This window comes from Kribbella turkmenica (assembly GCF_004348725.1).
In the GTDB taxonomy this organism is placed as follows: domain Bacteria; phylum Actinomycetota; class Actinomycetes; order Propionibacteriales; family Kribbellaceae; genus Kribbella; species Kribbella turkmenica.
Genome location: NZ_SMKR01000072.1, coordinates 13,587 through 34,568, shown reverse-complemented (window position 1 = coordinate 34,568; position 20,982 = coordinate 13,587). Strand labels below are relative to the sequence as shown.

General features: G+C 67.3%; 20 protein-coding genes. 9 read left to right on the top strand and 11 right to left on the bottom strand.

The window, feature by feature from the left end; all coding sequences use genetic code 11:
• Nucleotides 1–420: 420 nt before the first annotated feature.
• Together E1218_RS17845 and E1218_RS17840 are read right to left on the bottom strand one after the other, a co-directional pair.
• Nucleotides 421–837 carry a hypothetical protein gene (locus E1218_RS17845; RefSeq protein WP_132321520.1) on the bottom strand — a complete coding sequence of 139 codons (417 nt, stop codon included), beginning with the start codon at nucleotides 835–837 and terminating at the stop codon, nucleotides 421–423.
• 93 nt (nucleotides 838–930) lie between these two features.
• Entirely contained in the window at nucleotides 931–2,034 is a 1,104-nt protein-coding gene (locus E1218_RS17840) for a nitroreductase/quinone reductase family protein (RefSeq protein WP_132321518.1), read from the bottom strand.
• Between the two features lie 78 nt (nucleotides 2,035–2,112).
• Here E1218_RS17840 and E1218_RS17835 point away from each other — a divergent pair, with 78 nt between their 5' ends.
• On the top strand, nucleotides 2,113–2,565 hold the full coding sequence (locus E1218_RS17835) for a MarR family winged helix-turn-helix transcriptional regulator (RefSeq protein WP_132321530.1): 453 nt from the start codon (nucleotides 2,113–2,115) through the stop codon (nucleotides 2,563–2,565).
• 285 nt (nucleotides 2,566–2,850) lie between these two features.
• Here the strand turns inward: E1218_RS17835 and E1218_RS17830 are convergent, their stop codons facing one another.
• Nucleotides 2,851–3,198 (bottom strand): nucleotide pyrophosphohydrolase, encoded by a 348-nt coding sequence (locus tag E1218_RS17830; RefSeq protein WP_233712295.1) that lies wholly within the window; start codon nucleotides 3,196–3,198, stop codon nucleotides 2,851–2,853.
• Nucleotides 3,199–3,829: 631 nt separating this feature from the next.
• On the opposite strand from E1218_RS17830, the gene E1218_RS17825 reads away from it, so the two are divergent.
• Complete coding sequence (locus tag E1218_RS17825) at nucleotides 3,830–5,239, top strand: DUF2075 domain-containing protein (RefSeq protein WP_233712294.1); 1,410 nt, start codon at nucleotides 3,830–3,832, stop codon at nucleotides 5,237–5,239.
• Between the two features lie 264 nt (nucleotides 5,240–5,503).
• Here the strand turns inward: E1218_RS17825 and E1218_RS17820 are convergent, their stop codons facing one another.
• The 5 genes from E1218_RS17820 to E1218_RS17800 all read right to left on the bottom strand — a co-directional run bounded on the left by E1218_RS17820 (nucleotide 5,504) and on the right by E1218_RS17800 (nucleotide 11,344).
• A complete protein-coding gene (locus E1218_RS17820) occupies nucleotides 5,504–6,550 on the bottom strand; it encodes a dihydrodipicolinate synthase family protein (protein WP_132321516.1) in 1,047 nt (348 codons plus the stop codon).
• Between the two features lies 1 nt (nucleotide 6,551).
• Nucleotides 6,552–7,568 (bottom strand): NAD-dependent epimerase/dehydratase family protein, encoded by a 1,017-nt coding sequence (locus E1218_RS17815; protein WP_132321514.1) that lies wholly within the window; start codon nucleotides 7,566–7,568, stop codon nucleotides 6,552–6,554.
• A gap of 43 nt (nucleotides 7,569–7,611) precedes the next feature.
• Nucleotides 7,612–8,730, bottom strand: a complete 1,119-nt coding sequence (locus E1218_RS17810) for an N-acetylglucosamine-6-phosphate deacetylase (RefSeq protein WP_165949306.1) — start codon at nucleotides 8,728–8,730, stop codon at nucleotides 7,612–7,614.
• A 100-nt stretch (nucleotides 8,731–8,830) separates the two neighbouring features.
• Complete coding sequence (locus tag E1218_RS17805; protein WP_202866069.1) at nucleotides 8,831–9,595, bottom strand: 6-phosphogluconolactonase; 765 nt, start codon at nucleotides 9,593–9,595, stop codon at nucleotides 8,831–8,833.
• Between the two features lie 111 nt (nucleotides 9,596–9,706).
• The gene (locus E1218_RS17800) at nucleotides 9,707–11,344 is read right to left on the bottom strand and encodes a glycoside hydrolase family 3 protein (RefSeq protein WP_165949305.1); all 1,638 of its coding nucleotides are present in this window, start codon (nucleotides 11,342–11,344) and stop codon (nucleotides 9,707–9,709) included.
• Nucleotides 11,345–11,433: 89 nt separating this feature from the next.
• Between E1218_RS17800 and E1218_RS17795 the strand changes: the two genes are divergently transcribed.
• The 7 genes from E1218_RS17795 to E1218_RS17765 all read left to right on the top strand — a co-directional run bounded on the left by E1218_RS17795 (nucleotide 11,434) and on the right by E1218_RS17765 (nucleotide 18,571).
• A complete protein-coding gene (locus E1218_RS17795; RefSeq protein WP_165949304.1) occupies nucleotides 11,434–12,738 on the top strand; it encodes an ABC transporter substrate-binding protein in 1,305 nt (434 codons plus the stop codon).
• Nucleotides 12,735–13,667 (top strand): carbohydrate ABC transporter permease, encoded by a 933-nt coding sequence (locus E1218_RS17790; protein WP_132321506.1) that lies wholly within the window; start codon nucleotides 12,735–12,737, stop codon nucleotides 13,665–13,667. Before E1218_RS17795 ends, E1218_RS17790 begins: the two co-directional genes overlap by 4 nt.
• Nucleotides 13,664–14,497, top strand: a complete 834-nt coding sequence (locus tag E1218_RS17785) for a carbohydrate ABC transporter permease (RefSeq protein ID WP_132321504.1) — start codon at nucleotides 13,664–13,666, stop codon at nucleotides 14,495–14,497. Before E1218_RS17790 ends, E1218_RS17785 begins: the two co-directional genes overlap by 4 nt.
• Nucleotides 14,494–15,747 carry a Gfo/Idh/MocA family protein gene (locus tag E1218_RS17780; RefSeq protein WP_132321502.1) on the top strand — a complete coding sequence of 418 codons (1,254 nt, stop codon included), beginning with the start codon at nucleotides 14,494–14,496 and terminating at the stop codon, nucleotides 15,745–15,747. Before E1218_RS17785 ends, E1218_RS17780 begins: the two co-directional genes overlap by 4 nt.
• The gene (locus tag E1218_RS17775) at nucleotides 15,744–16,736 is read left to right on the top strand and encodes a LacI family DNA-binding transcriptional regulator (protein ID WP_165949303.1); all 993 of its coding nucleotides are present in this window, start codon (nucleotides 15,744–15,746) and stop codon (nucleotides 16,734–16,736) included. The genes E1218_RS17780 and E1218_RS17775 overlap by 4 nt, the downstream gene beginning before the upstream one ends.
• Nucleotides 16,737–16,910: 174 nt before the next feature.
• Nucleotides 16,911–17,735 carry a LamG domain-containing protein gene (locus tag E1218_RS17770; protein WP_202866068.1) on the top strand — a complete coding sequence of 275 codons (825 nt, stop codon included), beginning with the start codon at nucleotides 16,911–16,913 and terminating at the stop codon, nucleotides 17,733–17,735.
• On the top strand, nucleotides 17,732–18,571 hold the full coding sequence (locus E1218_RS17765) for a LamG domain-containing protein (RefSeq protein WP_132321496.1): 840 nt from the start codon (nucleotides 17,732–17,734) through the stop codon (nucleotides 18,569–18,571). Before E1218_RS17770 ends, E1218_RS17765 begins: the two co-directional genes overlap by 4 nt.
• Nucleotides 18,572–18,648: 77 nt before the next feature.
• On the opposite strand, the gene E1218_RS17760 is transcribed toward E1218_RS17765, so the two are convergent.
• The 3 genes from E1218_RS17760 to E1218_RS17750 form a co-directional block, all read right to left on the bottom strand.
• Entirely contained in the window at nucleotides 18,649–19,146 is a 498-nt protein-coding gene (locus E1218_RS17760) for a SecDF P1 head subdomain-containing protein (protein WP_132321494.1), read from the bottom strand.
• Between the two features lie 105 nt (nucleotides 19,147–19,251).
• Nucleotides 19,252–20,154, bottom strand: a complete 903-nt coding sequence (locus E1218_RS17755; protein WP_132321492.1) for a GIY-YIG nuclease family protein — start codon at nucleotides 20,152–20,154, stop codon at nucleotides 19,252–19,254.
• Nucleotides 20,155–20,164: 10 nt separating this feature from the next.
• Nucleotides 20,165–20,956 carry an META domain-containing protein gene (locus E1218_RS17750; protein ID WP_233712293.1) on the bottom strand — a complete coding sequence of 264 codons (792 nt, stop codon included), beginning with the start codon at nucleotides 20,954–20,956 and terminating at the stop codon, nucleotides 20,165–20,167.
• Between the last annotated feature and the right edge of the window lie 26 nt (nucleotides 20,957–20,982).

Genomic DNA, 20,982 nt, shown 5'->3' with positions numbered 1-20,982 from the left:
ACTGCGACCGCCCCGCCAACACCGCCGTGATCACCAACCGCCGCTTCGACACCCCCGAAACATCCCGCCCCCACACCTATTCCGATGACTTGAGACACCCCATTCCGATGTCCTGAACCACAACACCCTCACCGGCTCCAGTCCTTACCAGGCATACTACGGAGTAGCGATCATCAGTAGTGATTGCCTGTCAATGGATTGTCAATGCGTACGATTCGGACGTCGAAATACCGGGCGTCGCGAGCGAGGGTCGTTCGTAGGCGCGGCAACTCGTATCACGTGCTGGTCTACGTCGGGTCTGTGACGGGCAAGAACTTCTACCTGACCGAGTCGACTCGGGCGGGGCACGCTAAGAGGCGAAGTGGGACGGTTACCTTCGCTGAACTCGTCAACTCGCTGGGCAGAAGGCGCAAATTCTCGCTAGCCGCCGGCGGTCGCCTGACGGCGTGATTTGGAGAGCTCCGGCCAGGCCATGAACACCAGCGCGACCCTCGCGATCCCGAACAGCCAGGGAACGGGAAGAGCGAAACCGATCCAGAAGACTGCCTCTACCGGCAGCAGTCCCAGGTTCAGCACTGCACCGGACTGGCGCGTCCGCCACAGTAGCCAACCCGACAAGACCGCAGTCAGCACAAGGCCTGAATACACCAGAAGCAGGGCGATCACCCGATCATCAGTCAATCGGGAAGACCAGGGGCCGGCGTACATGTCGAACAGGCCCCACAGTGAGGGGAGTCTGCTCTCCTCGGCGAGGAAGATCGCGACAGGCACAGCCGGGACACCGAACATGGCGGCGTACACCCAGGTCACCGACGCTACCAGCCGTGATCGGTTCATCTGAGTGGCTCCCCCTTTCGCGTGGCTGTGTAGACCCGCGTGGTCCGGCGCCGGGGCCGGTATTCCTCACCGGCCGTCGAGCGCCACGCTCGTTCACGGCAGAGGTGCAAGCACGGCCACCGGGATGATGCGGCCTGCCTTCTGCTCGTACTTCGCGAAGAACGGCGCGCGTGCGAGCACGACGTCCTGCCACAGGCGGTCGCGGTCGGCGCCTTCGGCTACCTGAGCTTCTACGTCGTAGTGGCTGTCGCCGATCTGGATCCGTGCCACGGCAGCGGCGCGGAGGTTGCGAAACCACTGCGGATCGGGCTTGGAACCGCCCGCGGAGCCGGTGACCACATAGCGGCCGTCGTCCTCGAAGTAGGCGACCGGCACAGTGGATGGCTTGCCGGTCCTGCGGCCGGCCACAGTGATCAGCAGAACGGGCAGGCCCTTAGCCGTTCCACCGATTCGCCCGCTAGAGCGGCGGTACAGCCAGACGGCGAGCCGGTTGACGTTCCTGACGAACCTCCCGAGCGTCGGACCGAGGCTGGAGGTGCCGCGGACACGTGCGATGTACCGGGCGTAGCGACGCCGGCCGAGCAGTCGCCACATCAGCTTGATCGGGAGCGGCAGGTCGCCGAGGAACCACTCCGCTTCCTCAGGGGTCGCGACGTCCTCGAGGGCGCCGGTGGCAATCAGTTTCTCGGCGTTGGTGAACTTGTCGAACGTATGTTGGCCGAACCGCTGCCACTCATCGGCCTCGATGTGGGCGCGGAGCAGCGGGACGACGTTGGCCTCCTCGTCGTCGAGGTGCTCGACCAGCGCGTCGGTGAACTCGTCCAGCGCCGTCGCCAGCTCCTCGCCGTTCACCGGCGCTACCCGCCAGGTCTCGATGGCTGCACGGACCCTCGCCGACCTCTCGGCCACCACTTCGTGCTGCTTCTCCATCCGCTCGATCAGCTCGGCCTGCGGCGCGGCTCGATCCAGCAGCAAGGGCCAGACGTGCTCGTCCTCGCCGGTGTGGTGGTTGTGCAGCCCGTTCAGGAGGAAGTCGAGATGAGTCGCGACGGCTTCGGCGCGGGCAGGGGCGGTCAGGGGGACCCGCCTGACCAGGTTCGCCATCTGCGGGAATCCCCGCCGGAAGATCCGGTGGATGACCGCCATGTCCTCGGTCCGGGGTGCGACTCGCTCCGGCCCCACGGTGATGCTGTTCATGGCGCGCCTCCTTCGATGACGGGCCGCTCGGATTTGATCAGGCGACCCTGATAATCAGGTATACTTGATCAAGTGGCGATGGCACAAGACCTCCCTGAGCAGGCGCGGAACACGGTCTCGATGCTGGGCCAGGCCTACAGCCTGCTCGGGTTCCAGATCGTTGACGGGGTGGTCGGTGCGGGCTATCCGCAGAAGCCGTCGCACTCCGCGGTGTTCGCCCAGATCAGCCCTGAAGGCAGCCGCCTCAGCGCACTGGCCCGCGGGGCGAACATGACTCCGCAGGCGATGGGGGAGCTCGTCGACGAGCTGGAAGAGCTGGGCTACGTCGAGCGTCGGCCGGATCCGACCGACCGGCGGGCCAAGCTGATCATGCTGACCCCGCGCGGTCATGACTGCATCGCCGCGGGCATTGCGACCATCCAGGGCATCGAGCGCCGGATCGACCAGATCCTCGGAGCCGACGGCCATGCAGAACTCCGTCGGCTGTTGACCGAGTTGCTGACCAACGCGGCGACGGACTGGTCTAACTGATCGCCTCGGTGGTCGTCATGCTGCTGCTAGGCCGTGGAGAGCGCCGCGTCGGCGAGCAACTCGGCGGCGACAGATCGATTCTGGCCATGTGGCAGCGCAGACCGCCGCGATGGCACAGTTTCCGCCTGTACGGCCCCCTGGATGGGACCTCCACCTGTGGGCGGTGGTTAGGCTCGAGTCCGATCCCGGCGCTCGTGGATATGCCTTGAACGGCATATCGGGTAGCCACTTCAGAGGCCAGTTGCTCGTGGCGCTTCGTGCGGACTTTATGGCCGCTCGAGGGTCTCAGGTCTTGTCTGGGGCCTGGCCGTGGAACTGGGCGGTGGGGAAGCGGCTTGAGGAGCTGCGCAGCTTGCGGAGGGACGCCGTGCCGAGGTCGATGTCGAGGATGTCGGCAAGGCGTACGAGATAGATGAGTACGTCGGCCAGCTCTTCGCCGGCGCGTTCGTGCAGGTGGCCTTCGCGGGCACGGTCCGCTGCTGCGTCGGCGGGCAGCCACTGGAAGAGCTCGGCCAGCTCGCCGACTTCGCCGACCAGGGCCAGGATCAGCGACTTCGGGTCGTGGAACTGTCCCCAGTCGCGTTCTTCGGTGAACGCACGGATGCGGTCTCGCAACTCGATCAGATCAGACACGCCGCGAGCATGACACGGATCCTGGCCACCTGCTCCCTGGGTAAAGTCGGAGGCGCGGCCCGACGGACTTCCGCCGAACGTCAGCGTTCACAGGACATGCCCCCACCCGCACGACCTCGATTCGTGCTGCCTGGGGACTTGACTCGTGACGCTGTTCCGCCAATCCGGCGCTGGGTTCGTGACGCTGACGCTTGATCAGCAGTTCGCCTTGAGGATCGCCGAGCAGATGCTGTTTCACACCGGCCGTCGGGCAGGTCCGGCAGAGATCAGATCGTGGCAGCGCAGTTTGCCGGTCCTGGCTCACGACCTCGAACAGGCCGGCCTCGGCAAAGTCGAGGTACTGATCGAACACCACCTCCCGTTGACCTCGAAGCGAGCCGACGTCGTGCTCGCCGGTCGTCACCCGCGGACGGGCGGACCGTCGTACGTCGTCATCGAACTCAAGCAGTGGAGTCGCGCGGCCGCGTGGGACGAGGACCCGGAGCTCGTTCTGATCGAGGGCTACCCGAACGCACCGCGGTTGCACCCGGTCGCGCAGGTCCGCGGGTACTGCGAGTATCTCGCCGACTTCGCGAAGTTCCTAGACGGCCACGAGGACGCTGTCGCCGGTGCGGCGTACCTGCACAACGCCATGGCCGAGGCGGATGTCCGGGACCTCTACGACTACCCGCAGGACAGCACAGGGCAGCTCTTCATCGGTGCTCGCCGTGACGAGTTCCTCGAGTTTCTCCGTGACCGGCTCGATCCCGAGGTTCCAGGCAGCCCGTACGCGGATCAGCTGATCAACTCCGCGATTGCCCCGTCGAAACAGTTGCTCGCGGTTGCCGCGGACGAGGTCCAGCGGAGAGAGCAATTCGTCCTGGTCGCTGAGCAGCAATTGGCACACAGACTCGTTCTGCACGAGGTCGACCGGGCGCGGAGCCGCGACAGCAAGTCGGTGGTCATCGTCACCGGCGGGCCTGGGAGCGGCAAGAGCGTGATCGCCCTCTCGCTCCTCGGGGAACTGGCTCGCCGAGGTCGTACCGTCCTCCACGCGACCGGCTCACGCTCGTTCACCCAGACGCTCCGCAAGGTCGCCGGGCAGCGACAACCCAGGGTCCAGAAGATGTTCAAGTACTTCAACCAGTTCATGGAGGCAGAGCCCAACGATCTGGACGTCCTGATTTTGGACGAAGCGCACCGCATTCGCGAGACCTCTGTTGACCGCTACACCAGGGCCGCGCTCCGCACCGGACGACGGCAGGTCGACGAACTGATCGCTGCCGCACGCGTCCCGGTGTTTCTGCTCGATCAGCACCAAGTGGTGAAGCCGGGCGAGCTCGGGACTGCCGAAGAGATCAGCCGGTACGCCGCTGACCTCGGCTTCGACGTCTATCAGGTCGACCTCGACGCGCAGTTCCGGTGTGGTGGCAGCGAAGAGTACGTTCAATGGGTCCAACGCCTCCTCGGCCTCTGCGAGGGTGGACCGACCGACTGGCCGGGCGACCCGGCATTCGAGGTCCGAGTCGCCGAAAGCCCCGAAGAGATGGAGTCAGTTCTCCTGGACAAGATCGCGGCGGGTTACGGCGCACGCATCTCGGCGGGCTACTGCTGGCCGTGGAGCGATCCGCGCCCCGACGGGACCCTCGTCGAGGATGTCCAGATCGGCGGTTGGGCGCGCCCGTGGAACGTCAAGGGAGAGCGCAAGGTCGGAGACGCCCCGCCGGCCGCGCTCTGGGCAACCGACCCGAACGGCTTCGGCCAGGTGGGCTGCATCTACACAGCGCAGGGCTTCGAGTACGACTGGAGCGGCGTGATCCTCGGCCCGGACCTCGTCTGGCGCCATGGTCGCTTCACAGCAGTTCGCGACGCCAACAAGGACCCAGCGTTCAAGAATCGGAATGCCACCGACAACGCCACCTTCGACCGCCTCCTTCGCAATACCTACAAGGTGCTGCTCACCCGCGGCATGGTGGGCACGGTGCTCTACTCTCCGGACGCTGAGACCCGGGATGCACTTCATGAATTGATCAGCAAACAGACTGGCGCTCCTGAGCCGTAGAACCCTGAGCAGTGCCGGGGGTTGCCGTACCGGAGGCCGAGCGGAGGCTGGAGCTGGCTCGCGGGCGGGGGTGGGGTGATCGACTGGTGACGTACGTTGCTTTAAGCAACCTTTCCAGGGCGCTCGCGCGTGGTGACTTCCCGAGGCGGGCGGCGGGTGGACGAAGGGATCGCGCTATTCCGCGAGACGCGTGACTTGTGGAATGTCGCTTACTTCGGGAGATCGGGTGGGCGCAGGTGCGGGCGCCGAGGGGTACGCCGGGGATCACGGCGACTCGGGGCCGAGCCATCGGGGCAGGTTGGCCGCCACGAAGGCGTCGTCGATGAGGAACGGGTAGGCCGCGACCACCCGGTCCAGTTCCTCCAGCTGACCCGGCGAGAGCTTCTCGTCGGGGTCCAGCAGACGAACGGAGTCGAGCAAGCCCTGGCGCCGAAGGACTTCGTGGATGCCGGCGACGCAGCCGGCGAACCCTCCGGCCACATCGAAGACCGCCGAGTTGGCATCGGTCAGCTGAGCCGCGCGGGTGAGCAGTTCATCCGGCGCCGGATCCCGCCGAGCCCACTCGAAGAGGTCGACAGCCGCCCGTGTCCAGACTGCGTTCTGGCCGAGCAGGCCACCGACGATGCGTTTCGAGACCTCGGTGCCGTCGACCATGAAGCGGTACGTGGTCGCCAGATCGACGAGGATGTTGTCGTCGTTGCCCGTGTACAGCGCGATGTCGTCCACGCGACTGGACTCACAGACAGCCCGGACCACATCGATCGTGCGGTAGCGGTCGAACGGCGCGATCTTGATCGCCGCCAAGCAGGGCAGCTCGGCCAAGCGCGTCCAGAAGCCGAACCCCAGCGGCGGTCCACCGACCGCCGCCTGCAGATAGAACCCGAAGACCGGCAGCACCTCGCCGACCGCCGCGATGTGTTCGATCAGCTCGTCCTCGGTCGAGTGCGACAGATCTCGCAGGATCACCATCGCAAGGTCGTACCCGAGTTCTGCGGCCAGTTCGGCCTCGGCGACAGCCTGCTCGACCGGGCCCGCGACCCCCGCCACCATGACGATCGGCCGATCGCGGGGTTCGTTCCGGACGGTCTCGGCGGCCAGCCGCAGTACAGGTTCGAGCAGGCCCTCCTTGCGGATCCCGAACTGGGTGGTGTGCACCCCGACGGCCAGTCCGCCTGCTCCGGCATCCAGGTAGTAGCGACTGAGTGCCCGCTGTCGACGCTCGTCCACTGTCCTGTCCGGAGTGAGGGCCAGCGGATGCGCAGGGATCAGGACGCCTTCCCGCAGCGCCCGGGCTTTCGCGTCGGACAACATGTCAGAACCGTCCTTCGCGCTCTTGGAAGTGGGTTCCCTTGCCGTGGGTCGCTCCCCCAGCCCTGACCCACTCAGCTGTCCACTCGAGCAACGTGCCCAAGGTGACCTGCGGATAGCCGAAGAGCTGGTGCGACTTCGAGGCGTTCGACAACAGCGCGGTGGGTTCCTCCGTGCCGGCGAACGTCGGGGGCACGCCCAGCAGCTCACCGAAGCGTTCGGCGATCCACCGCACCGACACGGTCTCCGGACCGGCCAGGTTCAGGATGAAGGGCGGAGATTCGCAGTGGTCGAGCAGACGCAGGGTCGACGCGTTGACATCACCCTGCCAGATCACGTTCACAGTGCCCATCCGAAGGTCGACCGGGTCGCCCTGAGCGACGGTCCGCGCGACTTCCAGCAGAACGCCGTACCGCATCTCGACGGCGTAGTTCAACCGTGCGATCGCCACCGGGGTGCCGTTCACTCGCGAATAGTGCTCGAACACCCGCTCCCGGCCCAGGCACGACTGCGCGTACTCCCCCACCGGTCCCGGCCCGGTCGCCTCGTGGGCACCACCCGACGTCACCGGCATCAGCGGGTATACATTTCCGGTGCTAAAGGCAACGATTCGGGAACTGCGGAACCGTTCGGCGACCCGGCCGGGAAGGTGCGAGTTCAGGACCCAGGTCTGATGCTCACCACCACTGGTCCCGAACTTGCGGCCGGCCAGATAGATGACGTTCGGCGCGGACGGCAGGCCCGCCAGTTGATCGGTGTCCAGCAGATCGGCCTTCGCGAGCTCAACGCCGCCGTTCCGCAGGCGGGCCGCCGTCGCTTCGTCGAGGCTGCGGGCCACGCCGATGACCCGATGACTGCTCCCAGCCTCGTCCAGCGCGCGCCGCGCCATCAGTGCGAGTTCCGGTCCCAGCTTGCCGCCGACCCCGAGCAGCATCAGGTCACCGTCGAGCCGAGAGACGCTCTCTACCACCTCCGCCGTCGGTGTGGACAACATGTCGTACAGGTCGCTCAACAGTTGCATTTCTCGTCTCCTCACTGGAACCGAACGGAAAGGCCGAACCGCCTCAGGCGGCGTCTGTGCTGTAGATCCAGCGACCGCCCGCCATCGTCGCGACCACCGACAGTTCGGCGTCGAGTACGGCGAGGTCGGCGTCGTAGCCCGGCGCGAGCCTGCCCTTGCGGCCGGCCAGGCGAAGAACCTGCGCCGGACGCAGGCTGGTGGCGGCGATCGCCTCAGGCAGCGGCCAGCCCAGCTCGCGATGCAGGTGGAGCAACATTCCACTCAGCGGCGTCACACTGCCGGCGAAGGCATCCTCGCCGATCACCTTCCCGACGCCACCGATCACCTCGCACTCCACGACCCCGAGCCGATAGTGATAGCCGTCCGGCATGCCCGCTCCGGCTGTGGCGTCGGAAACCGCGACGATCCGGCCGGGCAGGCAGCGCCGAGCGATCTCGATCAGCGTGGCCGGGAGGTGATGGCCGTCGGCGATGATCTCGGCCGTCAGGGTGTCGGAGGCAAGCGATTCCTCGAGCAGGCCCGGCACTCGATGCGGTCCGCGCCGGACCAGCGTGGACTGACAGCTCCACAGATGGGTCAGATGAGTCAATCCGTTGCTCACGGCCACAGCGAGGTCCGCCGCCCCGGCCGAGCTGTGACCGGCAGCGATCACCACTCCTGCCGTTGTGAGCTGACGGACGAACTCCGCCACGCCGTCCACCTCGGGTGCCACTGTCACCATGGTCACCAGCCCGCCTCGGGCCAGCAGGGCCTGCGCCTCGCTGGGCGTCGGCGAGCGGAGGGCCGCCGGATCGTGGGCGCCACACTGCTCGAAGGCCAGGTACGGACCCTCGAGATGCACTCCGAGCAACGCCGCACCGAACCCTGCTGTCTGCCGCGAGACGGCCAGTGCGTCCAGACGCCGTTCCAGGTCGCCCGGCTTCGCCGACACCAGGCTGGCTTGCATGGCCGTCACACCATGACGCGCATGGAATCGGAGCACTTCCCGGTGCGCCTCGGGGTCAGGCTCGTCGAACGAACTGCCTCCGCCACCATGGACATGCAAGTCGATCAGGCCGGGCACGACAGTGCACCCGTCCAGGCGGATCACCCGTGCGTTCGACGTCAGCTCCGCGGTGGGTACGACGGTCTCGATCTCGCCATGTCGGAGGACGAGTGACAAGCCGTCAGCGACTCCTTCCGCAGAGGCAAGTCTCGCTCCGGTCAGCACCACCTGTTCGGCGGAGAGCGCATCGGGCATCGGAGTCGTCATGAGACACCCGTCAGCTCAGCTCACGCACGCAGGGATCGGATTCGGCATCGAGGAACAGCCGAACGTTGTCGTGGGTACGCAGCGCGGTGCCGGGGAACTCGGGCCCGATCGGGCGGGTCAAGGTGTCGTGCACCGCCTGACGCTTGGCCGATCCAGGCACCGAAGCGATCAACTGGCGAGCGTTCAGCAACCGCGGGATCGTCACGGTCACGGCATGTGTCGGCACGTCGCCGATCTCCGCGAAGTGTCCTTCGTCGACCTGCTGGCGGCGACTCGCCTCGTGCAGCGCGACCACTCTCGCCGCCCGGTCGTCGGCCAGGTCGGCCGGCGGATCGTTGAAGGCGAGGTGGCCGTTGACTCCTAGTCCGAGCAGCACGACATCGAACGGCTCGGTGCCCAACACCGCCTCGTAGCGCAGCGCAGCGCCCTCCGGGTCGTCGACCGGCGCGATCGTCCGGAACGTTGCCTGCGGCACGCGCTTGAAGAAGACCGATCGCAACCAGTTCGCGAAGCCCTGAGGGGCTTGCGGAGGCAGGCCGACGTACTCGTCCATGTGGAAACACTCCACGCGGTCCCACTCGATGTCAGCCTCGGCCGACAGAGCGAGCAGGGTCGCGGTCTGACTTGGCGCAGCAGCCAGCATCAGGCGTGCGTGCCCGGTCCGCACGATCGCCTGGCGGATGCTGTCCGCCGCACAGGCCGCCGATGCGCGCCCCAGTTCGAGCCGCGTCCGGTACGTGCTGATGTCAGGTGCCCGGTCGATACCAACAGTCATGCAACCGCTCCTCGGTAAGTTTCGTTCATTGAGCTGTAGTTCACGCCTCAAGGCTGGCTGAGATCGCCATTTCGTACTCCGGGAACTGCGGCGCGGCGTGGACCCGTGGACTCATCGGCACAGCACGTCCAAGGTCGCGTCGACTGCGGCGTCCGTGACGATGCCGAACGCATCGACGGCCGGCGTGGTCACCACGGGGTGTCCGACTTCGCCGAAGTACTCGGCGGAACTGACGGAGTTCACGACCACAGCAGCGACCGCGGACGGCGCATCCGCCGTGACCCTGTGAACGCTCTCCCGTTGATGTGCGACGGGGTCCGTGCGCGGACAGAAGACGGGTACCACTGGGCGCCCTGGATGGCGGGCGGCAACCCGGGTGAGGATGCCCTCGGCCAGCGGGTCAGGCTCCAGCATCAGGCGCAGTCCCCGGCGCGACCCGAGCTCGACGAGCCGCCTGGCCAGCGGCGAATCACCGACGACGACGAATCCCCCGTCAGCCAGCGAAGGCCACGGACCCCGGCCTGCGGGGTGGATCGAAACCGTGCCGGCGCGGGTCTCGTCGTTCCAGGCCAGGGCGGCATCGAGACCGGCCGCACGGTTCTCGTCCACGGGGTTGTTCGTGTCGAGTCCGATGCGTGCGCGAGCAACCAGCAGTCGACGCACGCTGTCGTCGAGTTCCGTCTCGTCGAGAGCACCATCAGCCATCGCCTCGAGCAGGTGCTCGACGATCTGGGGCGCGAGTTCGGCCGGGCACTTGACGTTCGCGACATCCGCGCCGGCACGCAGGGCCAGTAGCGCCGCCGTGGCCGGCTGGTGGGAGTCGGCGATCGCCGCCATCCGCAGCGAGTCGGTGACAATCACCCCGGTGAAGCCGAGCTCCGACCGCAGCCAACCGCGGTTCACCCTCGCCGACAGGCTGGCAGGTTCGGCCACGCCCAGCTCCGGAAGTACCAGGTGGGCAACCATGACTGTCGCGACCCCGGCCTCCACTGCGGCGCGAAACGGGGGCAGGTGATCGGCCTCGTATGCCGCACGGCTGCGGGTGATGCGGGGAAGGCCGAGGTGGCTGTCGACGGTGCTGTCGCCGTGGCCCGGGAAGTGCTTCGCCGTGGCGAGGACGCCGTGGTCCTGATACCCCCGAATCTGGGCGGAACCGAGCTCAGCAGTCTCCGGCGCCGGTACGCCGTACGCGCGCACACCGAGAATTGGATCGTCAGGCACTGAGATCACGTCCACGCACGGACTGAATGTCCAGTGGTACCCCACAGACCGGGCCTCGACGGCACCGGCCGCGGCGACGCGATACGCCACCTCTGCATCGCCCGCGAGACCCACGCCACGCGGGTACGGCAGATGGGTCCCGCTGGTGCCGAGTGAGTAGGCGACGCCGGACTCGAGGTTGCCGCTGATCAGCGCCGGAGGTACGGCGGCGTCCGCGCAGATCCGCGCCACTGCATTGTGATAGCGGGCAGCGGCCGAGGCGGGCATGCCCGTGACGCTGTGCAGAGCCCCGACGCCGAGCTCCAATGCCTGACAGGTCGCCGCGTCGGGTCGGCCGGCATCCACTCCGGGCAGTACGAGCAGCCGCTGAGCCAGCTTCTGTGCCGGTGTCATCCGGCCGAGCTGCTCGTCGATCCAGCGCTCGGTCTGATCGACCATCGGTAGGGACATGGCAACATCCTTTGGCAAAGGTTTGCACAGATTATGGGCATTCGACGAAAACTGTTCGGCGGGATCCGTTGACGACACGGCACGACAAGCCTACGGTTTCGATACGGTTTGTCAAAGGTTTGCACAACTCAGCCGGATTCGGCCTCGCGATCTCGAGAGGAGCGGCCATGTCAGCCGTCAGACGGAACAAGTGGTCCACAACTGCGGCTCTGGCCGCGATCCTGCTGCTCAGCGGCTGCGGGCTCGGCAGTACCTCGTCCCCGGAGAGCGCCGAGGTGACCGGCGAGGTGCAGGGCACGATCAAGTTCCAGACCATGCAGCTGTCACCCACGTTCGACGACTACCTGAACGGGGTGATCGACGCCTTCGAGAAGACCCACCCTGATACCACGGTCGAGTGGACCGACATCCCCAGCGACGCCGCGGCCCGCAAGGTCAGCGCGGATGCTGTCGCCGGGACGCTGCCCGACGTGATGGACCTCGACGCCGCGACGCTCGCGCCACTCGGTCGGCAACAGCTGGTCGTCGACATGGCCTCGGCCGCGGGCGACGTGAAGGACGGCTACGTCCCGACCGCCTGGAATTCCTTCGGTTTCGCCGGAACGAGTGTCGCCGCGCTCCCCTGGTACCTCAACACGCCGGTGCTGATCTCGAACAAGGCGGTCCTGCAAAAGGCGGGGTTCGCGGCCGCACCGGATCCTGCGAGCTACCCGGAGTTGCTCGACCGGTCCGCGCAGATTGCGAAATCCGCCGGAGTTGCCGGCTTCCAGCCGACCGAGGTGGGCTTTCCCAACTACCTGCTCAGTGTGGGCGTTCCGTTGGTGAACGACGACGCGACCCGAGCGGTCGTGAACACCCCGGAGGCGGAGCAGTTCGTCGCGAAGCTGGCCGCGCTCTACCGGTCCGGCGGCATTCCGAAGGACAGCGTCTCGGCCAAGCAGCGCAGTGAGATCGAGACCTTCTCCGACGGCAAGACGGCCTACCTGGAGTCCGGAGGCTCGCGGCTGAAGATCATCCAGCAGAACTCGCCGGCCGTCTACGCGCAGGTCGGAGTCGGCAAGCCGCTCGGGGACGCGTCCAGCCGGACCTGGCTGGTCGCGCACGGCATCGCCGTTCCGAAGAAGTCCGGCAACCTGCCGACCGCGCTGGCGTTCGCGAAGTTCCTCACCTCGGCCGAGAATCAGTTGGCGCTGGCGAAGCAGTCGAGCGTCTTCCCGAGTACGACGACGTCGCTCGCCGACCCGTTCTTCACCGCCGGGGGCAGTGACCTGGTCGTCGCGGCCCGCGCGATCGCCGCCGCGAGCCTGCGCGACAACAAGACCACCGTGAAGCCGTCCGCCGTCGACGCGGAGTTCGCCACGACGCTGTGGTCCTCGCTCCAGCCCGCGATCCTGGGCACCGTGAGCCCGTCCGACGCGTTGAGTGACGCCGAAAACAAGCTGACGAAGATCCTCGAGGAACGTCGCCAATGACCGCCGTGACAACGGAGTCCGGCGTGCGGGTGAGCGCGCGGCGCAGCAGCGTTCCTGTGTCGCGCCGGCACCGCTGGTACGTGCCGTTACTCTTCGTCGGTCCCGCCCTGGTCGTGCAGATCACATTCCTGTTCGTGCCCTTGGCCAACACCTTCGTGCTCGCCTTCACCAACGCCAGCACGATCGGGGGTGGACGGTTCACCGGGCTTGCCAACTTCACCGAGCTCTGGTCGGACAGCGCCTTCCGGCACGCCGTCGGTCGCACGTTCCTCTACATGGCGGTGGCGGTGCCGGCGCTGACGATCGGGTCGACGTGCCTGGCCGTGCTCGTCAACACCAGGCTGCGGGGGACCGGGCTGGTCCGGCCGCTGCTGTTCTCGCCGATGGTGCTGCCACTGGCCGTGATCGCGGTCGTGTTCCAGTACATGCTGAACTCCGACGGCCTGGTCAATCAGGTACTGACCGGACTGCGCGTGGTCAGCGAGCCGGTGCCGTTCCTGAACGACCCCGATCTGGCGTTGCTCAGCCTGACCTTGGTGACGGTCTGGAAGGGATGCGCGCTCTATACACTGATCACTCTCGCTGCCCTGCAGAACGTGTCTCCCGAGCTCGACGAGGCGGGGCAACTCGACGGCGCCGGCTGGTTGCGGCGGACGATCAGCGTCACCCTGCCGCAGATCCGGGGTACGACGGTGCTGATCGCCATCCTCGCGGCGGTCGCGACTCTGCGCGTCTTCACCGAGCCGTACGTCATCACCGGCGGCGGGCCCGGGGACGCGACCCGGACGATCGTCGTCTACCTGTTCCAGAAGGGGATCTCGCCGGGCACCGACGCCGGCTATGCCTCCGCGATCAGCCTGGTGCTGTTCAGCTTCGTCCTGGTCATCTCCGGCGTCAGCTGGTTCGTCGCGCGGAGGGCTTCGTCATGACGACGCGCGTGACCACCCGGGAGAAACTCGTCCGCTGGCCGTTGATGCTGCTCGCTGTCGCGACCGTACTCGCCCCGCTGCTGTGGCAGGTCAGCACGGCCTTGAAGAGCGCCGGCGAATCCACCGTCGGCTTCCCGGGTGGGCTGCTGCCGCAGCATCCGACCAGCCAGAACTTCGTCACCGCGTTCACCGAGATCCCGCTCCTGCGGTACGTCGGCAACTCACTCGCGATCGCGGCGATGGGGATGGGTACCAATCTGATCCTGGCGACCCTGACCGGCTACGCCCTGGCCAGGATCGCCTTCCGGGGCAGAACCCTGTACACGACCATCCTGCTGGCGACGGCGGTGCTGCCGTTCGAGGTCATCCTGGTGTCGACGCTGCTGGTGACCCGGGGACTGCAGCTCAACGACACGCTGATCGGTGTCGTGCTGCCACAGGCCGTGTCGATCGTGGCGATCTTCGTCATGCGGCAGGCGTTCCTCCGGGTCCCGAACGAACTCGCGGAGGCCGCGGACATCGACGGGGCCGGCCCGTGGCAGGTCTTCCGGCACGTCATGCTCCCGTCGGTGCGCGGTTCGCTCGCGGTGATCGCGGTGCTCGGCTTCCTCGACTCGTGGGACCACTTCATCTGGCCGCTGGTCGTGCTCAGCGATCCTTCGAAGTACCCGGTCAACGTGGGAGTCCAGTACCTGTCCGGGACGTTCTCCGCCGACCAGCGGGTGATCTCGGCCGCCGCGATCGTGGTGATGATCCCGCCGCTGCTCGTCTACCTGCTGATGCAGAAGCAGGTCTTCAAGGGCCTGGCCGAGGGAGCGCTGAAGGGATGAGCGCAACGAATGTACCGGCGGTCGCACTCGTGGGTACGGCGGGCTTCGGCCGCCGGCACCTCGAACAACTGCTGGCCTGGCACGGCCACGGGCTCATTCGCCTGGCCGCTCTGGTGGATCTGACCTTCGCCGACGAGGCCCGGCAACTCGTTGCGGCGTCGGACGTCGAGCCGCGCTGGGACCACTCTCTGGAGGCCGTACTCGAAACCGAGCAGGTCGATGTGGCCGTCGTGGCCACCCCGCCGATCAGTCACTTCGCTCTGGCGGAGACGGTGCTTCGGTCCGGGAGCGCGTTGTATCTCGAGAAGCCACCCGTGCCGTTGCTGCAGCAGCTCGACGCGCTCCGAGCGATCGACGCCGGTCGCCGTGCCGAGGTCGGCTTCCAGCATGCCCGGGCGACGATCGAAGCACTCGAGCCGGTGCTGGCCGAAGGGGCCATCGGGACGGTCGACCGGATCACCGCCCACGGGTGCCTCAGCCGGCCGGACTCGTACTACACCCGCAGTGCCTGGGCCGGGTCGTGGTTCGCCGACGGACGGGCTGTTCTCGACGGGGTGCTGTTCAACCCACTCGCCCATGTCGTTCACACGGCGCTGACGCTGGCCCGGCTCGTCGACGCCGACTGGGCTCCGGCCTATGTGGAGGCGGAGCTCTACGCGGTGCACGACATCACCGGGGACGACACCGCAGCACTCCGGGTCCGCTCGCCCGGGGGTCCGGACGTCATCGCAGTCGGCACGACGGCCGCTGACGTCGTTCAGGAGCCGGCCATCACTGTTCATGGTTCTCGCGGCCAGGTGACGGTGCGGCATCGTGATGCGGCCGGCATCGTGCAGATCGACGGTCGACGCTCCGGACTGGCTCCCCGGCGCGCGCCGGCCGAACCGCTGCTCGCAGCTGTGAAAGACCTCGACGGCAGTCCGGATCCACTCATCGACCTCGACGCGGTTCGGTCGTTCGTCGCGGTCGCCAATGCGGCGGTCGAGCTGGTGGGCGCGCCGATCCGGATCCCGGCGACGCACTATCAGGTGCACGCCGGAAGCGACGTCGTACGGCGTCTTGCGGGCAGCTCCGGTCTGGTCCGGCGTGTTATCGACACTGGTATTCTCTTCGCCGAACTGGGGGCCGGATGGGCCCGCAAGGCCGGCTCATTGGATGTTCGTGGGTACGTCGGCTTGTCCCATCCGGAGCTGGCCGACTCCAGCGCGCCCGGCCGACTGGTTCGGCCAGTGGATCGGGAGGCGACATGACCAGGCAGGCCCGAGCCGCGACCCTGAAGGATGTCGCGGAAGCGGCGGAAGTTTCGATCTCGACGGTGTCACGGGTCTTCTCCAGCCCGGGCCGGATCTCCCCGGAGACCTCTCGCCGGGTCCGCGAGGTCGCCCGCCGGCTGCGGTTCACGCCGAACGTGATGGCTCGATCGCTCATCACCGGGACGTCACCCAACATCGGACTGGTCGTGCCCGACATCTCCAACCCATACATGACCAGCCTGCTGAAGGCAGCCCAGAAGGTCTCCCGACTCCATTCGACCGGCGTCTTCGTGGCCGACACCGACGACAGCGCGGACATCGAACGGCAGGTCTGCGAACAGCTTGCACAGCAAAGTCGCGGCGTCATCCTCTGCGCACCGCGGATGAGCACCTCCCATATTCGTGAGATCAGCAGGATCGTGCCGATCGTTCTGGTCAACAGGGTGGTCGACGGCATCCCCAGTTTCTCCACCGACTCACGGGCGGCCATGCGCGAGCTCCTGGACGACCTGGTGGACCAGGGGCATCGCAGGATCGCGTATCTGCCGGGCCCGGCAGGATCCTGGGCGAACAAGCAACGTGCCCGAACGGTCGTCGACCGGGCCCGCGCGCTCGGGATCGACCTCGTGCGGCTTGACCCCACGACAGGAATGCATGCTGACGGCGTCGCCGCCGCCGGCAAGGTCCTCGAGCTCGACGTGACCGCCGTGATGGCCTTCGACGACGTACTGGCCGCAGGTCTGGTCGAGGGACTTCGCCGACTCGGCAGATCTGTGCCCGACGACGTCAGCGTCACCGGTCACGACGACATCCTTTCCGAGCTCGTCCATCCCGGTCTCACTACGGTCACCGGGCAGAGCGCCCGGATCGGCCAACTCGCCGTCGCCCGGCTCCTGGACGCGTCCGGCTCGGACGAAGCCGTCGGCGTTAAAGCCGTCGTCGTCCGGCGGTCGTCCACCGGCCGACCACGCTCGCACCCAGCCTGACCCTGCGTGCAACCACTTCCGTCGCCTCACCCCGCTCAGGAGTGCAAACGTTTGCCCGCTGAAGCATCAACCGAATCGAAGGGGACATCGATGTCCAGAATCGCACCGCCCACCGCTTCAGTCCCAGCCGGGACGGCAACAACCGCTGGTGAAAGGATCGGCCGCCGCCGGGCCGTGACTGTTCTGACCGTCATGGCGCTGCTGGCGGCACTGTTCGCGTCCGCGCCGGCCGACGCACAGGCTGGCCACAGCTACGACGCGGTCGTGCTGCAGAGCGGGCCGACCGCCTACTGGCGACTGGCGCGACCGTCAGCACGCATCGAAGCGGCACTCGGACGAGGCCCCGGCCTCGTCGGGAAGTACGCCGGCACGAGGGAGCCGACGACCCTCCCGAACGGCGACGCCGCCACCGCGTTCGACGGCGCCACCGGCTACTTCGAGGTCGCGGACAACGCTGCTCTCAGCCCCGCAACCAGGGGCGTGTTCACACTCGAGGCCTGGCTCCGACCGGACATCCTCGACTTCCCTCATCAGCAGAGCAGTGGCTACGTGCACTGGATGGGCAAGGGGGAGCCAGGGCAGCACGAGTACGTGGCTCGGATGTATTCCCAGGTCAACACCGAGAATCGCCCCAACCGGATCTCCGGCTACTTGTTCAACTCCTCCGGTGGCCTCGGCGCCGGCTCGTATTTCCAGGACCCCGTCCAGGTCGGGACCTGGATCCACTACGTACTGGTCATCAACGCGAAGGCGAAGAGCGCCGGCTATCCGAACGGCTACACCAAGATCTACCGCGACGGCGTCCTCCGCGACCAGGACGACCTGAGTATCCGTGGTCAGATCATCGTTCCGGCCCGCGGCTCGGCGCCGTTCCGGGTCGGCACCCGGGACTTCGGCTCCTGGTTCCAGGGGGCGGTCGGCAAGGTGGCCGTGTACGACAAGGAGCTCGACAGCGCCCAGATCGCCAGGCACTACGAGGCGATGGTCTCCTCGTCATGACCGGACGACGTCGAGCCGTACTGGCTGCGCTCCTTCTGATCGAAGCGGCGACCATGACGACCACGGCGGCCGCAGGGGCTACCTGCCCGACGTCTGCCTACGACACCCGCGTTCTCGCCGACGCCCCGATCGCGTACTGGCCGTTGGGGACGATCCCTGCCCAACAACCGTCGGCACCCGACTGCTCGGGTCACGGTCACATCGGAACCTACGTCAACACGCCGAACACCACGACGATGCCCAACGGGGATCTCGCCCAGCAGTTCGACGGCTCGACGCAGTACGTCGAGTTCCCCGACGCCCCAGATCTCAGCCTCACTGCCACCGGACGGCTCACGATCGAAGCGTGGATGCGCCCGGCAACGCTCCAGTTCACCGACCAGGAAGGATCTGGGTACGTGCACTGGCTCGGCAAGGGCACCAGCAACCAGCAGGAGTACGTGGCCCGGATGTACTCCCAGGTCAACTCGGAGAACCGGCCGAACAGGATCTCCGGCTACGCCTTCAACCTCACCGGCGGACTGGGGGTCGGCAGCTACTTCCAGGACCCGGTCAGTACCGCCGAGTGGATCCACGTGGTCATCGTCATCAACACCGCCGACACCAGCGGGTCGTACCCCTCCGGCTACACCAGGATCTACAAGAACGGAGTACTGCGCGACACGGATTCACTGGCCGGGCTCGACATCACACCAGGCAACGGGACAGCTCCCTTCCGGATCGGCACGCGGGACTTCGCCTCGTACTTCGAGGGCCGGATCGGCAAGGTCGCGATCTACGACTACGAGCTGTCCGCGGCCGACATCGCGGACCACAACAACACGATGCGAGCGTGACAGGCAGAAGCGAAAGTGATCGCCCGGCGCGGTGAGCGCTCGCTTCGGGCCGGCCGATGAGCATCGGCGCCGGGCGGTCAGCCAGTGATTCGTCGTGCCAGCTCCTCGGCGGTCTTCTTGGTGTAGTTGCTGCTGATCTGGACCTTGCCGCCCGGGATCGCCGATTGGACGGTGGGGGCGGCGACGACCTGGTCGCCGACGACGATGGCGATCTGGTTGAGCGGCGGCTGCTTCTTCGCAAGGTCGGTGGTGAGCCGGGTGAACGCTTCCGCGCCTTCGGAGTTGAGGTTCAGCATGACGTGCCAGGTGGGGTCGCCTTCGTTCTGGGCGGCTTTGACCTCGGTGACGTGGGCGCCGTTCAGTTCGACCCTGCCGACGGTGTAGCGGAAGCCGTTCGCGTCGCACACGACGGTGTCCGAGGGTGGCGACGGGCACTGGCCCTGTTCGGACTTGAGGACTCGGCGGAACTCGACCGCGTCCGCTGTCGACGGCTTCGTGGCGGGCGGGGCCGAGTCGGGTTCGTCCAGACGCTGGTAGAGCAGCACCCCGCCGACGGCCAGAATGACAATCAGCACCAGTCCTAGTACGGCGACCAGGACCAAGGGAACGCGGCTGCGCTGTGGGGGACCGTATTGCATGCCGTACCGGGCCATGACAGCCGATGGTATGTGGCGAAGAAGTCACCGACCGTGCAGGAGGCGCGCGGCGAGCTCGGCGTTGCGGCGGGCGAAGGGTTGCCAGGCCGCCGGGGTCGCTGCGACGAGGTCGGGCGGCGCGGCGGCAGCGCGTTGGGTCCAGGTGCACAGGCGGCCTGCGCGGATCTGGAAGCGTACGAGGACGCCGTCCGCCCACCCGCACACGTCGAGATCGGCCGGGTCCAACGACGACACCTTCTGTTCGGCGACGATCCAGTCGAGCGCGGCGAGCTCGTCGTGCAGTTTGGCGGCGAACTCGAAGCGCAGTTCGTTCGCCGCGTGGTCGCGCCGGCGTTCCAGTTCGGCCCGCAGCCCCGACACCGCCGCCGGATCACGGGACAGTACGGCGACCGCCGTACGCGCGAGCGAATCGCGGTCATCCGGGCCGATCCCGAACAGCTCGGCGAACTCGCGCGCCGATCCCCGAGCCGTGCCCGCGTAGGTGAGCGGAAGTACGCGGTGGACGGCGGAGATCGCCTGCCGGACCCGCAAGCCGCCGAGGTACGGCCCGAAGTGCAGAGACGGTCCCGTCACACGATGGGCGAACCGTAGACCCGGCCTCTGCCGAGTGCGATCGAGCCGGATGTAGCCGACCACTTCCTGACCGCCCTCGGTGCGGTTCCACCGCGGCTTGGCGTGCTCCAGCAGGTTGCGCTCCAGCCATGCCGCCTCGTGCTCGGAGTCGCACCGCACCGCTTCGACCCGGTCGATGCGGTCCACCATCCGGCGCAACCGCGGGCGGTCCCCGAGGTTCGTCCAGTACGACTGCACCCGGCGCCGCAGGTTCACCGCGCGGCCGACGTACAGCACCTTCCCGGCCGCGTCCCGGAACCGGTAGACGCCCGGCCCCACCGGGAGCTCCCGAGCGACGGTCCGCGGCGAAGTCACCCGACCATTGTCACTTCCCGGCGACCAGGTCGAGGCCGACGACTCCGTCAGGCCGCCGCAGTCGCAACCGATCGTGGTCGATGGAGTAGGTGAGCTGCCCCTTCAGCCGGGCCAGCACGCCGTCCTGCAGGCGGAGAGCGTCGCCGGTGCAGGCCTTGTCGGTCACGGTCAACGCGCCGAAGGGCACCGTGGTCGCGGTGTGCGCGACGGTTCCCTGGAACTGGTTGCAGCCGGTGGAGCCGATGACCCGGCCGTCGTCGACCGTGATGTACGCCGGAGGCACGGTGGCGAAATGCTCGACCCGGTCCCGATCCGACACCATGCCCTCGACGGTCCAGGTGGTTCCGTCCAGCGGCAGGTCGGGCTCGACGAGCTGCCGAAGTTTCAGCACGATCGTCGTGCTGCCGCCGGCGAGAGTGAGTACGTCGCCGTCGCGCTTCCAGGTCGGCCGACTCGTCAGGAAGTCCCCGAACCACTTCTCCTGCGCGTCCTCGACCGTCCCGCAGCTCATCTCGGTCCCGCCGTAGGCGTCCATCACCAGCGTGCCGCCGTCGAACGTGGCCTCGCCGCCCATCTGGTTGCAGCCGGCGTTGAAGCCCAGTCCGCCCTTGTCCCCGAAGTCCAGCCGGAGCCGAGTCCCCGGCGCCAACTGCTTGTCCTTTCGGTCCTCGGTCACCTTCACCGACAGGTACGACTTCCCCACCGGCGACCCGCCGCCACCACCGCTTCCGGCCGGCGCTTCGTTGCCGCACGCAGTCAGGGTGATGCTCGCAACCAGTAGGCCCAGCAGTCGCATCCTCATATGTCGAGGATGCACATGAGACTCCG